This is a genomic window from Acidovorax sp. NCPPB 3576 (assembly GCF_028473605.1).
GTDB lineage: Bacteria > Pseudomonadota > Gammaproteobacteria > Burkholderiales > Burkholderiaceae_C > Paracidovorax.
Genome location: NZ_CP097267.1, coordinates 2,720,784 through 2,733,597 on the forward strand (window position 1 = coordinate 2,720,784; position 12,814 = coordinate 2,733,597).

The window sequence follows — 12,814 nt, forward strand, 5'->3', positions numbered from 1 at the left end:
TGTAGAAAGTAATAGCAGCACCTGCTGTAGGTGAGCGCCAATGGCAGAAAAAGCGTGCGGATCTCACAGCAGCCGGCGCTGCGATACCTGCAGATCGATTTCGCCGTCGGTCACCGCAGCCCGGACGGCGTCGCCAGGGCGTACCTGGGCGACCTTCGTGACCGGCTGGCCTTGCGCATCGGTGAGCAACGCATAGCCACGCTGCAGGACCAAGTGGGGGTCCAGCAATTGAAGGCGCAGGGCGGCACGCTCCAGTTGTTCGGACTGGCGGGCTGCCCGCCTTTGCAGCGTCTGCCGCATTTCTGCCTCCAGCGCTTTCTGTTGTTGCGTCAAGCGCTGCATTTTTAATAGCACACTGTGGCGCATACGCTCCGCAAGCCGTGCCAGGCGCGTCTGCTGCCGCACCACCAGACCGGAAGGCCGGCCGAGGCGCTGGGCCACCAAGTCGAGCCGCTGATGCCGCACGTCGAATTGCGTCTGAACGCTGTCCGACAAGCGATCGGCCAAAAGGTCGATGGCACCCAGCCACACGGCACGCGGCTGGGAGACGAGTTCAGCGGCAGCCGTTGGCGTCGGTGCCCGCAGGTCTGCGCAAAAATCGGCAATGGTGAAGTCGGTTTCATGGCCGACACCGCAAATGACAGGTACCGGGCTTTGGACGATGGTGCGCGCCAATTGCTCATCATTGAAAGCCCACAGATCCTCCATGGACCCACCTCCCCGCACCAGAAGGATGACGTCGATGGGACACGGGGACTGCTTTGAAACAGGGTCTTTCGATCCATTCGCCCCGTCCACGCCCTCCGCCAGGGCGTAGAGCTTGGACAACGCAGCCCGCATCGAGGCTGGTGCGTGGGCACCCTGCACCAATGCCGGCACCAGCGTCACCGGAATGTGCGGAACGCGACGGCGCAGCGCGGTCACGACGTCATGCAGCGCCGCGGCGCCCGGGGACGTGACCAGCCCGATGCCGCGCGGCATCAACGGCAGGGGCCGTTTTCGCGCGCTGTCGAAAAGCCCCTCGGCCTCCAGTTGCGACTTCAGCCGCAGGAACTGCTCGAACAAGGCGCCCTGGCCTGCCCGCTGCATGCTTTCGACGATGAGTTGCAGATCGCCCCGTGCCTCGTACACCCCCAGGCGGCCGCGCAACTCGACCAGTTCCCCATCCCGTGGAGAAAAGTCCAGCAACAAAGCCGCGCGCCGGAACATCGCACACCGGATCTGGCCCTGGCCGTCCTTGACCGTGAAATAGCAATGCCCACTGGATGCGCGCGAAAAGCCCGTGATCTCGCCTTGCACGGCCACGGGATTGAATCGGGACTCCAGGGTGTCAGCAATGGCGCGGCACAGCGCCCCAACCTGCCAGATACGTGGCGCCGTTGCGAGGTTCATGGTGTCAGACGCCGATACGGCAAGGGCTTGCAGGCCATGGCAACGTCGCACTAGTCCACAGAGCCCGGGTATGCCTCATTTGCCCAGCACCACCAGCCAAATCACCGCGCATCGCTAGCAAATACGTGCAAACCATTGATTTAAAAGGATTTTTTCGTGCTTTATTTTTCATCAATCTGTCAAATTCACGGACTGGTGCCGCTTGGCGGGCCCTCGCAACCCAGTTGCCCACAAAGTTATCCACAGAAAATGTGGGTGGCGGCGCACGGTCGGAAGGTCGAGGATGGTCGAAACGTTCGGTCGTTTTACAGCGCGGACCATAACGCCAACTGGGCCATAATCGCGGATTGCTTCCATCTGCGCGGAGAGAGAATTGCTATTGATCATACAAGCCGCAGGCTGGCCGATCTGGCCTTTGATAGCCTGCTCCGTCCTGGCGCTGGCACTGGTTGTGGAGCGTTTCATCGCCCTCAAAACCGCGCGCGTTGCCCCTCCCAAGCTGCTGGACGAAGCCATCACCGTGTCCTCCCGCTCCGTTCCCACGCCCGATGTGGTGAATCAACTGGCACAGAATTCCGCTCTAGGGGAGGTTCTGGCCAGCGGGCTGCGCACGCTCAACAGCAATCCGCAAAGCACCGAGGCCGACGTGCGGGCTGCCATGGAAAGCTCCGGCAGGGCCGTTGCCCATCGCCTCGAAAAATACCTCAGTGCGCTTGCCACCATCGCGTCAGCTGCCCCGCTGCTGGGCTTGCTGGGCACGGTGATCGGCATGATCGAGATCTTCGGCTCCCAGGCGGGCGCCGGCCAGTCCGGCGGGGGCAACCCGGCCCAATTGGCGCAGGGTATTTCGATTGCGCTCTACAACACGGCGTTCGGCCTGATCGTGGCCATTCCTGCACTGATCTTCTGGCGCTATTTCCGCAGCCGCGTGGATGCTTACCTGCTGACCCTCGAATTGGCTTCCGAGCAATTCGTACGGCATATCAGCCGGCTGCGAAAATAAATGGTGCACACCCTGTCCGCAAAAGTCCCTTCGCATCGCCGTCAGCGCGCGATCAGGCGGACGGGCGGATTCGGCGCACGCCAAAAACATTGATCGGCTGAACGGACATGAACTTTCGATCCCGCCCCACCGAAGCGCCGGAAATCAACCTGATTCCTTTCATCGACGTGCTGCTTGTGGTGCTCATCTTCCTGATGCTGTCCACCACCTACAGCAAGTTCACCGAACTGCAATTGACGCTGCCAGTGGCCGATGCCGAGCAGCAGCGCGACCATCCCAAGGAAGTGATCGTGGCGGTCGCCGCGGATGGCCGCTATGCGGTCAATAAATCGGCAGTGGAGGGCAAGAGCGTGGAAGTGGTGGCGCAAGCATTGGCGGCTGCAGCCAGTGCCGGCAAGGACAGCGTCGTCATCATCAGTGCCGACGCCAATTCTCCGCACCAGGCAGTGGTGACGGTGATGGAAGCCGCACGCCGCGTGGGCCTGTCGCAGATCACCTTCGCCACCCAATCGACGGCCAGCGCCGGCAAATAGCCGCGATGGCTGCCGCCGGGCCGCAGCCGCCCTCTTCACACACTCAAACTGCCATAAGTTCAACCGCTTCCACACTCCATGCGGCCTGGAAGCGCCGTGGGCCGCTGGCGTGGATGCTCTGGCCGCTGTCGTGCCTCTACCGTGCAGCGGTCGCCGCGCGGAAATTGCTTTACCGGGCAGGCGTCCTTCGATCCGAGCGCATGGCGGTGCCGGTGATCGTGGTGGGCAACGTGATCGCCGGAGGGGCCGGCAAAACCCCGGTCACACAGGCCATCGTGCGGCACCTGGTGGCGCAGGGGTGGCGGCCTGGGGTGGTGTCGCGTGGCTATGGGCGTTCCACCGACGACTGCCGCGAGGTGCATGCGGACAGCAGCGCGGCCGAAGTGGGCGACGAACCGGCGTTGATCGCGCGCAGCACCGGCGTCCCCGTGTTCGTGGCGCGGCAAAGAACGCAGGCGGCGCGCGCATTGCTTGCGCGGCATTCCCGCACCGATGTGATCGTCTGCGACGACGGGCTGCAACATCTGGCCCTGGCCCGCGACATCGAGGTCTGCGTATTCAACGACGATGGCGTGGGCAACGGATTTCTATTGCCTGCCGGTCCGCTGCGGGAACCTTGGCCGCGTCCGGTCGATTGCGCGCTTTACGCCGGCCAGGTGCCTGGAGGCACGGCACACGCATTTGCGCTGACTCGCTCCCTCGCTGCTGATGCCATTCGCGCGGACGGCAGCACCATGCCCCTTGCGCAATTGCGCCACCACCCCTTGCACGCCGTGGCCGCCATCGCCAGGCCGCAGGAATTTTTCGCGATGCTGCGCGCGAAAGGGCTCACGCTGCAGCACACCAGCGCCTTTCCGGATCACTATGATTTTGATAGCTGGCAGCGCAATGAAATCCACGGCATGCCACTCATTTGCACCGAAAAAGACGCCACCAAACTGTGGCAGTCCCACCCGCAAGCGCTGGCAGTGCCTTTGCAGCTGGAAATCGACAGTGCTTTTTTCTCCCTGCTGGACGACCGGCTGCGGTCTGCCACGCATCGCTCGCTATCATCGCCCTCCGACTGACATTGAAGCCATAACCGCCATGGACCCCAAACTGCTCGAACTGCTGGTCTGCCCCGTCACCAAGGGCTCGCTTACCTTCAACAGGGAACGGCAGGAGCTTGTGTCGCGCAGCGCCCGGCTGGCCTACCCGGTGCGCGACGGCATTCCTGTCCTGCTCGAAAATGAAGCGCGTACCCTGACGGACGAGGAGCTGGAGGCGTGACCTCCCCCGCCACGCCATTCACTGTCCTGATCCCTGCGCGGCTGGCCTCCACGCGGCTGCCCGACAAGCCGCTGGCCGACATCGCCGGGCTGCCCATGGTGGTGCGCGTGGCGCAGCGCGCGGCGCAAAGCCGGGCCCACCGCGTGGTGGTGGCCGCGGACGACGCCCGCATCCTCGCGGCATGCCAGGCCCATGGCATCGACGCCTTGCTCACGCGATCCGACCATCCCAGCGGTAGCGACCGCCTGGCGGAAGCCTGCGAGCAGCTCGGTTTGGCAGGCGATGACATCGTGGTGAACGTGCAAGGCGACGAACCGCTGATCGACCCTGCGCTGATTAAAGCCGTCGCCGAGCTGCTGCCGGCCCGCACGGAGGCCAGCATGGGAACCGCGGCCCACGCCATCGAGGCTTTGGCCGACTATGCCAACCCCAATGTCGTGAAGGTCGTGCTCGATGCCCGCGGACTGGCGCATTACTTCAGCCGGGCACCCATCCCGCATGCACGCGACCATGCCGGCACTGCCTGGTGGGCGAACGGCACCGATGGCGCCTCGCCGGGCGTGCCAACAGGCTACTCGCCGCTGCGCCATATCGGCATCTACAGCTACCGCGCCTCGTTCCTTCGCCAATTTCCGGCCCTAGCCCCCGCACCGACGGAAGCCGTCGAGGCGCTGGAGCAACTGCGAGCCCTGTGGCATGGCCACCGCATTGCGGTCCACGTCACGGCCTCCGCACCCGGCCCCGGCGTAGATACACCGATGGATCTGGAACGCGTTCGCACACTGTTTTCGTAGGGATTTCAGAGTCCCCACCGTGTCAGGAAAGCGCGCGGACACGCGTGCTATCCTTGCCCGCGATCAGAGTGCCGCATCCCGGGCCGGAGGCAAGCCCGTGGCCAGTGGCGCCAGCCGAATTCAACACTTAGAGGATATCCATGAGACTGATTCTTTTGGGCGCACCCGGCGCCGGAAAGGGCACGCAGGCCGCATTCATCTGCCAGAAATACGGTATTCCGCAAATCTCCACCGGTGACATGCTGCGTGCGGCCGTCAAGGCGGGCACGCCGCTGGGTCAGCAGGCCAAGGCCGTCATGGATGCGGGCGCGCTGGTCAGCGATGACCTCATCATCCATCTCGTGAAAGAGCGCATCGCCCAGCCCGATTGCGCATCCGGCTTCCTGTTCGATGGCTTCCCCCGCACGATTCCGCAGGCCGATGCGATGAAAGCGGCAGGCGTCAAGCTCGACTATGTGCTGGAGATCGACGTACCCTTCGATGCCATCATCGAACGCATGAGCGGCCGCCGTTCCCACCCCGCCAGCGGCCGCACCTACCACGTCAAGTTCAATCCTCCCAAGGTGGAAGGCAAGGACGACATGACCGGCGAAGACCTCATTCAGCGCGAAGACGACAAAGAGGCCACCGTCAAGAAGCGCCTCGATGTGTACAGCGCACAGACCCGTCCTCTGGTGGATTACTACTCCAGCTGGGCGAAGGCCGATCCTGCGGGAGCTCCCAAGTACCGCGCCATCAGCGGCACCGGCAGCGTGGAGGAAATCACCCAGCGCGCGCTGGCCGCTTTGGCCAGCTGATCGGGCCAGCGGATTTCCGCCTGACGACCCGCACGGCACCGCCGCCGCCGTGCCCGAAACGCCCCGCCCGTCAGCGGGGCGTTGTCTTTTCATCGCTGGCGAGCGCGCGCCAGCAGTTCGAGCAGCAGAGTGATTCGGGCCTTCACCGGGCTCAGGCCCTCCGAGTGAGGCAACGTGTCTCCCGGTTTTGGCAGCACCCGTCCCAGCGCGCAACGGGTGGCCACGCGCACTTCCACTCCGCTCGCATGGGCGCGCTCCAGCGCACTTCCGAGGGCATGGTGCAGCGTGCCATTGCCCGTCGCCGCCACCACGATGCCATCCACGCCTTCCCGCACCATCAAATCGACGATGCGGCCATCCGCGCCGACATGGCTCGTGAGCACCTCGACCCGGGGCCAGACGAAGGTGTCGGCGACGTGCCGAAGGGCGCCTGGCTTTGGCACCGACGGGGCCGGCCAGCCACTGGCCAGGCGGACAGTCCCCTCCTCCACCCAGCCCAGCGGGCCTGCTTCTCCTGAACTGAAGGCATCCACCTTGTAAGGATGCACTTTCTGAACATGCCGCGCCGTGTGGATCGTGCCTGCCACGACGGTCATCACGCCCCGTGCCCCGGGCGTCGCGGCCAGGACAACCGCGTCGAGCAGATTCTGCGGCCCGTCAGGCACCATGGCGGAGGCCGGCCGCATGGCGCAGGCCAGCACCACCGGACGGTCGGCAGCCAGGACCGAATCCAGGAACCAAGCCGTCTCCTCCAGCGTATCCGTGCCGTGCGTAACGACCACGCCCCGCACGTCAGGGTCGGCCAAAAGTTGCGCGCACCGATGGGACAGTTGCCGCCATACGGCAAATTCCATGTCCTTGCTGTCGATCTGCGCGATCTGCTCGGCTTCGATCCGGCCGCCGGCTGCCTGCTCCAACCCGGGAATCGCCTCCAACAGTTGGCCGATTCCCACCTGGCCTGCGGTGTAGCCGATGTTGTCCCCCGCCTCCGTTGCGGTGCCTGCGATCGTTCCGCCGGTGCCAAGCACCACGATTTTTCCTGTGCCCACTTGCACGCTCCCAAAAACTGGTTAAAAATACAGTGACTGGATTAATAAACAGGCCTCTCTCTGCCTTTCCGTTCAGCACCGGAGTCACACATGTTCGACAGTCCCAAGCTCACCGCCCGCCAGCAGCAGATCCTCGATCTGATCCAGACCGCCATCTCCCGCACTGGAGCGCCTCCCACCCGGGCGGAAATCGCCGCCGAATTCGGCTTCAAGTCCGCCAATGCGGCTGAGGAACACCTGCAAGCGCTGGCCCGCAAGGGCGTGATCGAACTGGTCAGCGGCACTTCGCGGGGCATCCGGCTTCGCGGCGATGCCGTGCGTTCCATCAATGCCGCCCGCGGCACCCAGTTCAACCTCCCCATCCCCGGCCTGTCGCAACTGTCGCTTCCGCTGGTGGGGCGGGTGGCCGCAGGGTCGCCCATTCTCGCGCAGGAACATGTTGATCAAACCTACAGCGTGGAGGACAGCCTGTTCCAACACAAGCCGGATTACCTGCTCAAGGTGCGTGGCATGTCCATGCGCGATGCGGGCATCATGGACGGCGATCTGCTGGCCGTGCAATCGACCCGCGAAGCGCGCAACGGCCAGATCATCGTGGCCCGGCTGGGCGACGACGTCACCGTCAAACGCCTTCGCCGCACGGCCACCGCCATTGAGTTGCTGCCGGAAAACCCCGACTACCCGGTCATCACGGTGCACCCAGGCGAGCCTTTCGAGATCGAAGGTCTGGCCGTGGGCCTCATCCGCAACACCATGCTGATGTAGCCCGTCGCACACCGCCGCAGGTGGCGGGCGTCTGGCGGTCAGGGGCATGCAGTCCTGGCCAGCCAACCCTGCGGCAGTGTGTTTTCTTTGGCAATCCTGCCTGTGTTCAACCCCCTTGCACCTCGCTGGAGTTTTCACATGGGATTTGCCCTGCTCGCCTTTTCTTCCTTTTCTCAACCGCTGAATGCACTGGCGCGGTGGTTGCGAGCGCCCGCCTGTCGCCCTCTCAGCCCAGGCCAACAACAGAGGGCCGCATCAAGCCGGCCAAGCCGTGTCGTGGAGGTGAAGGCCGCTGTGGCCGCCGCCAGCACTGTGGCCATCGGCCCGGATTCCAGTGGCACGCTCCAACCGCCTTCGGCTTTGCGGAACGGGTCGGACACGCTGCCGTGCGCCGCTTCGGAGGGTTGGGCGGATCACATGCCGGGTGCGACTGCGCTCGCCCAGGCGCCCCGGCGCCTCGCGGTGGTTCGTCACCGGAAGGAGCGATTGGAGCGGCGCGACCTGCCAAGTCAGGCACCCATTCGCGAATGGTCCAGCACCAGTGCCAATGACGGCGCGGCATTCGCAGGCCTCAGCCGTCCACGGCCCGATGGACGCCCATTGCGGGTGCTGGATCGCCGCGGCCCCGGCGCGGCGGCGCGCGTGATGATCTCCGGTCGGATGGCGGATGTTTGTGCCGAGCTGGACCGCCTGGTGCGTGCCGAGGCGGCCATGCAGACGCCGCATTGAAGAACAGGACCGCCCTGCTGCCAACCGTGGCCCCGCCCTCCCTCAGCCCAAGCTTGCCTCGCCATGCTTTAGCTGTTCAGTTGCCCCCAGAGCTTGTCTAGCCGCTTGACGCTCACCGGCTGCGGAGTCCGCAACTCCTGGGCAAAAAAGCTGACCCGCAGCTCTTCCAGCAGCCAGCGCAGTTCCTGCATGCGCGCATCGACCGCGCCCTTGCGTTCGGCCACCAGGCGCCAGTAGCGCTGCTCCTGCGGGCGCAGTTCGGCCAGCTTGGTAGCGTCGCGCGCAGGGTCGGCGCGGTATTTGTCCAGGCGCAGCGTGATCGCCTTGAGGTAGCGGGCAAAGTGCGCCAGCTGCGTCCACGGTGCCGCGGCCAGGAACTGTTTGGGCATGAGGCGCTGCAGTTGCTGCTGTGCGTCCTGCACGGCTTCGGGTGCGTTCTTCGTGTCCTTGATCTTGCGGGCTGCGGCGGCGTACTCCAGCAAGATGGTGCCCGCCAGCCTTGCGACCTCGTTGGCGATCAGGGTAAGCCGGCCGCGCCCCTCGTCCACCCGGCGCTTGAACGCAGCCTCGTCAGTGGGCAGCGGCTCCAGCAGGAAAGCCCGGTCCAGCGCCACGTCGATGATCTGGCTGCGCAGCTCTTCCTGCGTGCCCAGCGGCATGTAGGCCACGGCCATCTTCTGCAGATCGGGAATGTTCTTTTCCAGGTATTTGAGCGCGTCCTTGATCTGCAGCGCGAACAGGCGGCGCAGGCCCGCACGGTGCTTGGCGGCAGCCAGCTCGGGCTCATCGAAGACCTCGATGGTGACGGCATCGCCACCGTCGATGAGCGCGGGAAAGCCGATCAGCGTCTGACCACTTTTGCGGATCTCCATGAGCTCGGGCAGCTCGCCAAAGGTCCAGGCGGTGTGGCGCTGGCCCGCTGGTGCCTGCCCGGCCGAAGCGGCCGAGGGCGCGGATGCGGCCGATGCCGGCCCCGTTGCAGAACCATGGCGTCCCGATGGCGATGGAAATGCTTCATTTTTGATAGCACCCTGCCCTAGTACTATATGCGCTGGAGCCTGTTTTTCTTCTAATCCTTTGCCATCGCCACCCAGCTTGAGTCCTGCCAGGGCCTGGAAGGCGCCACGTGCCTTGGCTCCCCATTCGGCCTTGAGGGCGCCCAGGTTGCGCCCATGGCCGAGCTGGCGCCCGTGTTCGTCCACCACGCGGAAGTTCATGAACAGGTGCGGGCTCAGCATGTCGAGCTTGAAATCGGCCCGCTTGACGTCGAGCGAGGTCTCATCGCGCACCTGCTTGAGCAGCACCTCGACCAGGCTGCCGTGGCCGAAGCGTTCGGGCGTGCCGAGCAGCCCGGCCAGCCGCGCCGCGCTGTCAGGCAGCGGCACGAACCGGCTGCGGGGGCGCTGCGGCAGGCTCTTGAGCAGGGCCTGGATCTTGGGCTGCAGCATGCCGGGCACCAGCCACTCGCAGCGCTCGTCGCTCACCTGGTTGAGCACGAACAGCGGCACGGTGACGGTGATGCCATCGCGTGCGTCACCGGGTTCGTGCAGGTAGCTCGCCGCGCAATCCACGCCGCCCAGCCGCACCGTGCGCGGAAAGGCACTGCCCGTGATGCCCGCCGCCTCGTGGCGCATGAGTTCTTCGCGCGTCAGCTTGAGCAGGTCGGGATTCGACGCGCTTGCCTCGCGATACCATGCCTCGAAGCTGTGTCCGCTGCACACGTCGGCCGGCAACTGCTGGTCGTAGAAGGCGTAGATCAGCTCGTCGTCCACCAGCACGTCCTGGCGGCGCGACTTGTGTTCGAGCTCTTCGACCTTGGCGATGAGCTTGTGGTTGGCGGCCAGGAAGGGCAGCCGGGTTTCCCACTGCCCGCCGATCAGCGCCTCGCGGATGAAGATGTCCCGCGCCGCGTACGGGTCCACCTTGCCGAAGTTCACCCGCCGGTTGTTGTAGATGACGATGCCGTAGAGCGTGGCGCGCTCGAGCGCGTTGACCTCGGCCGCCTTCTTTTCCCAATGCGGGTCGAGCAGCTGCTTCTTGAGCAGGTGCCCGCCCAGTTGCTCGATCCACTGCGGCTCGATGGCCGCGATGCCCCGGCCGAACAGCCGCGTGGTCTCCACCAACTCGGCCGCGACGATCCAGCGGCCGGGCTTCTTGGCCAAGTGCGCGCCCGGGTGCTTGTAGAACTTGATGCCGCGTGCGCCCAGATACCAGTCTTCCTCGTCGCTCTTGACGCCGATGTTGCCCAGCAGCCCGGCCAGCATGGACAGGTGGATCTGCTCGTAGCTGGCAGGGCGGTCGTTGATGCGCCAGCGGTGTTCGGTCACCACGGTCAGCAGTTGCGTGTGGATGTCGCGCCACTCGCGCAGACGGCGCACGCTGATGAAGTTCTGGCGCAGCAGCGATTCGTACTGGCGGTTGCTGAGCTTGTGGCTGGGCGCGGCCGCTGCGGCCTCGGTGGCCGCAGGCGGCGCCACGGCCGCCGCGGCCATGCGCTGCGCCACGGGCAGCACGGCCTGCGAGGGCGCGCCCTTGCGTGCCACCTGCTTTTGCATGCGCGCCGACGGCAGGGTGGGCGCGCCACCGCGCGCTTCGTTGATCCATTTCCACAGCTTGAGGTAGCCGCTGAACTCGCTCTTTTCGTCGTCGAACTTGGCGTGCGCCTGGTCGGCCTGCTGCTGCGCGTCCATGGGGCGATCGCGCACGTCCTGCACGCTCAGGGCGCTGGCGATGATGAGCACCTCGTCCAGCGCCTGGCGCTCGCGCGCCTCCAGGATCATGCGGCCCACCCGCGGGTCGAGCGGCAGGCGCGACAGCTCCTGGCCCATCGGCGTGAGTTCGTTGGATTCGTCCACCGCGCCCAGCTCGCCCAGCAACTGGTAGCCGTCGGCGATCGCGCGGCCCGAAGGCGCCTCGATGAACGGGAACTGCGCCACGTCGCCCAGGTGCAGCGACTTCATGCGCAGGATGACGCCGGCCAGAGAGGACCGCAGGATCTCCGGATCGGTGAACCGGGGCCGGCCGTTGAAGTCGGCCTCGTCGTAGAGCCGGATGCAGATGCCGTTGGCCACGCGCCCGCAGCGGCCCGCGCGCTGGTTGGCGGCGGCCTGGCTGACGGGCTCGACCATCAGCTGCTCCACCTTGCTGCGGAAACTGTAGCGCTTGACGCGCGCGGTGCCTGCGTCGATCACATACCGGACACCGGGCACGGTGAGCGAGGTCTCGGCCACGTTGGTGGCCAGCACGATGCGCCGGCCCGTGTGGCCGTCGAAGATGCGGTCCTGCTCGGCCTGAGACAGCCGCGCGAACAGGGGCAGCACCTCGGCATTGCGCATCACCGGCTGGTGCGCCAGGTGCTTGCGCAGGTGGTCGGCCGCCTCGCGGATCTCGCGCTCGCCGGGCAGGAAGACGAGGATGTCGCCGCCTGCGTTGCCGGCCCACAGCTCGTCCACGCCGTCGGCGATGGCTTCGTTCAAGCCGTAGTCGCGCGACTCTTCGAACGGGCGCCAGCGCTGCTCGACCGGAAAGGTCCGGCCCGACACGTAGATGATGGGCGCGGGAATCAGCTCCGCGCCCTGCGGCCCGGCTGCGTGCGCCGCATCGCCCTGCGGCCCCTCGCCGGGCCTGGAGCGGCCGGTCAGGCGCCGCGGCAACGCGAAGTGCTTGGCAAAGCGGTCGGCATCGATGGTGGCCGAGGTGACGACCACCTTCAGGTCGGGCCGGCGCGGCAGGATCTGCCGCAGGTAGCCCAGCAGGAAGTCGATGTTCAGGCTGCGCTCGTGCGCCTCGTCGATGATGATCGTGTCGTAGGCCTTGAGCAGCGGGTCGGTCTGGGTCTCGGCCAGCAAGATGCCGTCCGTCATGAGCTTGACCGAGGCGTCGCGCGACAGCCGGTCCTGGAACCGCACCTTGTAGCCCACCACATCGCCCAGCGGCGTCTGCAGCTCTTCGGCGATGCGCTTGGCCACGCTGCTGGCGGCGATGCGGCGCGGCTGCGTGTGGCCGATGAGTTGGCCTTTCTGTCCCGGCGCGGCGTTGCATTTGCCGCGCCCCAGGGCCAGCGCGATCTTGGGCAGTTGCGTGGTCTTGCCCGAGCCGGTCTCGCCGCACACGATGATGACCTGATGCTCCCGCATCGCCGCCATGATTTCCTCGCGCCGCGCGGAGACAGGCAGCAGTGGCGGGAAGGTGATGCGCAGCGGCGCGCCGGGTGCGGCGGCAGTGGACGAAGAAGGAGAAGAAGAGGAAGGCGCGGATTCGGTCATGAAGGGCTGCATTATCCGAGCCCGCCGTTGGCCGTGCACAACAAGGGCCGCGCCGCACCTTGCCACGCGCGCCAAGCCGATTTGATAATCGCGCCCTCGCTTCACCAGCGCCGCAACGAGCACCCTTGCGGCGCCCCTTTCAGGAGCTGTTTTCCATGACCCATTCGTTCAACACCTCCCACTGAACACGGTTCCTCGCCCCGGCTGAACCGTGTCGC

At 65.8% G+C, this 12,814-nt stretch carries 11 protein-coding genes; 8 read left to right on the forward strand and 3 right to left on the reverse strand.

Going from position 1 to position 12,814, the window contains the following annotated elements:
- Positions 1 to 63: 63 nt before the first annotated feature.
- Entirely contained in the window at positions 64 to 1,392 is a 1,329-nt protein-coding gene (gene xseA / locus M5C98_RS12495; RefSeq protein WP_272547763.1) for an exodeoxyribonuclease VII large subunit, read from the reverse strand.
- Positions 1,393 to 1,765: 373 nt separating this feature from the next.
- Between xseA and M5C98_RS12500 the strand changes: the two genes are divergently transcribed.
- The 6 genes from M5C98_RS12500 to adk all read left to right on the forward strand — a co-directional run bounded on the left by M5C98_RS12500 (position 1,766) and on the right by adk (position 5,788).
- Positions 1,766 to 2,395 (forward strand): MotA/TolQ/ExbB proton channel family protein, encoded by a 630-nt coding sequence (locus M5C98_RS12500; RefSeq protein ID WP_272547764.1) that lies wholly within the window; start codon positions 1,766 to 1,768, stop codon positions 2,393 to 2,395.
- Positions 2,396 to 2,502: 107 nt separating this feature from the next.
- Positions 2,503 to 2,928 carry an ExbD/TolR family protein gene (locus tag M5C98_RS12505; RefSeq protein WP_272547765.1) on the forward strand — a complete coding sequence of 142 codons (426 nt, stop codon included), beginning with the start codon at positions 2,503 to 2,505 and terminating at the stop codon, positions 2,926 to 2,928.
- Between the two features lie 5 nt (positions 2,929 to 2,933).
- Complete coding sequence (gene lpxK, locus M5C98_RS12510; RefSeq protein WP_442867177.1) at positions 2,934 to 3,995, forward strand: tetraacyldisaccharide 4'-kinase; 1,062 nt, start codon at positions 2,934 to 2,936, stop codon at positions 3,993 to 3,995.
- 19 nt (positions 3,996 to 4,014) lie between these two features.
- Complete coding sequence (locus M5C98_RS12515; protein WP_272547767.1) at positions 4,015 to 4,197, forward strand: Trm112 family protein; 183 nt, start codon at positions 4,015 to 4,017, stop codon at positions 4,195 to 4,197.
- Entirely contained in the window at positions 4,194 to 4,991 is a 798-nt protein-coding gene (kdsB, locus tag M5C98_RS12520) for a 3-deoxy-manno-octulosonate cytidylyltransferase (protein ID WP_272547768.1), read from the forward strand. Before M5C98_RS12515 ends, kdsB begins: the two co-directional genes overlap by 4 nt.
- Positions 4,992 to 5,131: 140 nt before the next feature.
- Positions 5,132 to 5,788 carry an adenylate kinase gene (adk, locus tag M5C98_RS12525; RefSeq protein WP_272547769.1) on the forward strand — a complete coding sequence of 219 codons (657 nt, stop codon included), beginning with the start codon at positions 5,132 to 5,134 and terminating at the stop codon, positions 5,786 to 5,788.
- An 89-nt stretch (positions 5,789 to 5,877) separates the two neighbouring features.
- Here adk and M5C98_RS12530 read toward each other — a convergent pair whose 3' ends face one another.
- Positions 5,878 to 6,843 carry an asparaginase gene (locus M5C98_RS12530; protein ID WP_272547770.1) on the reverse strand — a complete coding sequence of 322 codons (966 nt, stop codon included), beginning with the start codon at positions 6,841 to 6,843 and terminating at the stop codon, positions 5,878 to 5,880.
- A gap of 84 nt (positions 6,844 to 6,927) precedes the next feature.
- Between M5C98_RS12530 and lexA the strand changes: the two genes are divergently transcribed.
- Both lexA and M5C98_RS24710 read left to right on the forward strand, forming a co-directional pair.
- Complete coding sequence (gene lexA / locus M5C98_RS12535) at positions 6,928 to 7,602, forward strand: transcriptional repressor LexA (RefSeq protein WP_272547771.1); 675 nt, start codon at positions 6,928 to 6,930, stop codon at positions 7,600 to 7,602.
- A 138-nt stretch (positions 7,603 to 7,740) separates the two neighbouring features.
- Positions 7,741 to 8,331 (forward strand): hypothetical protein, encoded by a 591-nt coding sequence (locus tag M5C98_RS24710; RefSeq protein WP_336298469.1) that lies wholly within the window; start codon positions 7,741 to 7,743, stop codon positions 8,329 to 8,331.
- A 68-nt stretch (positions 8,332 to 8,399) separates the two neighbouring features.
- On the opposite strand, the gene hrpA is transcribed toward M5C98_RS24710, so the two are convergent.
- Positions 8,400 to 12,596: an ATP-dependent RNA helicase HrpA gene (gene hrpA, locus M5C98_RS12545; RefSeq protein WP_442867178.1), complete on the reverse strand. Its 4,197-nt coding sequence runs from the start codon at positions 12,594 to 12,596 to the stop codon at positions 8,400 to 8,402.
- Between the last annotated feature and the right edge of the window lie 218 nt (positions 12,597 to 12,814).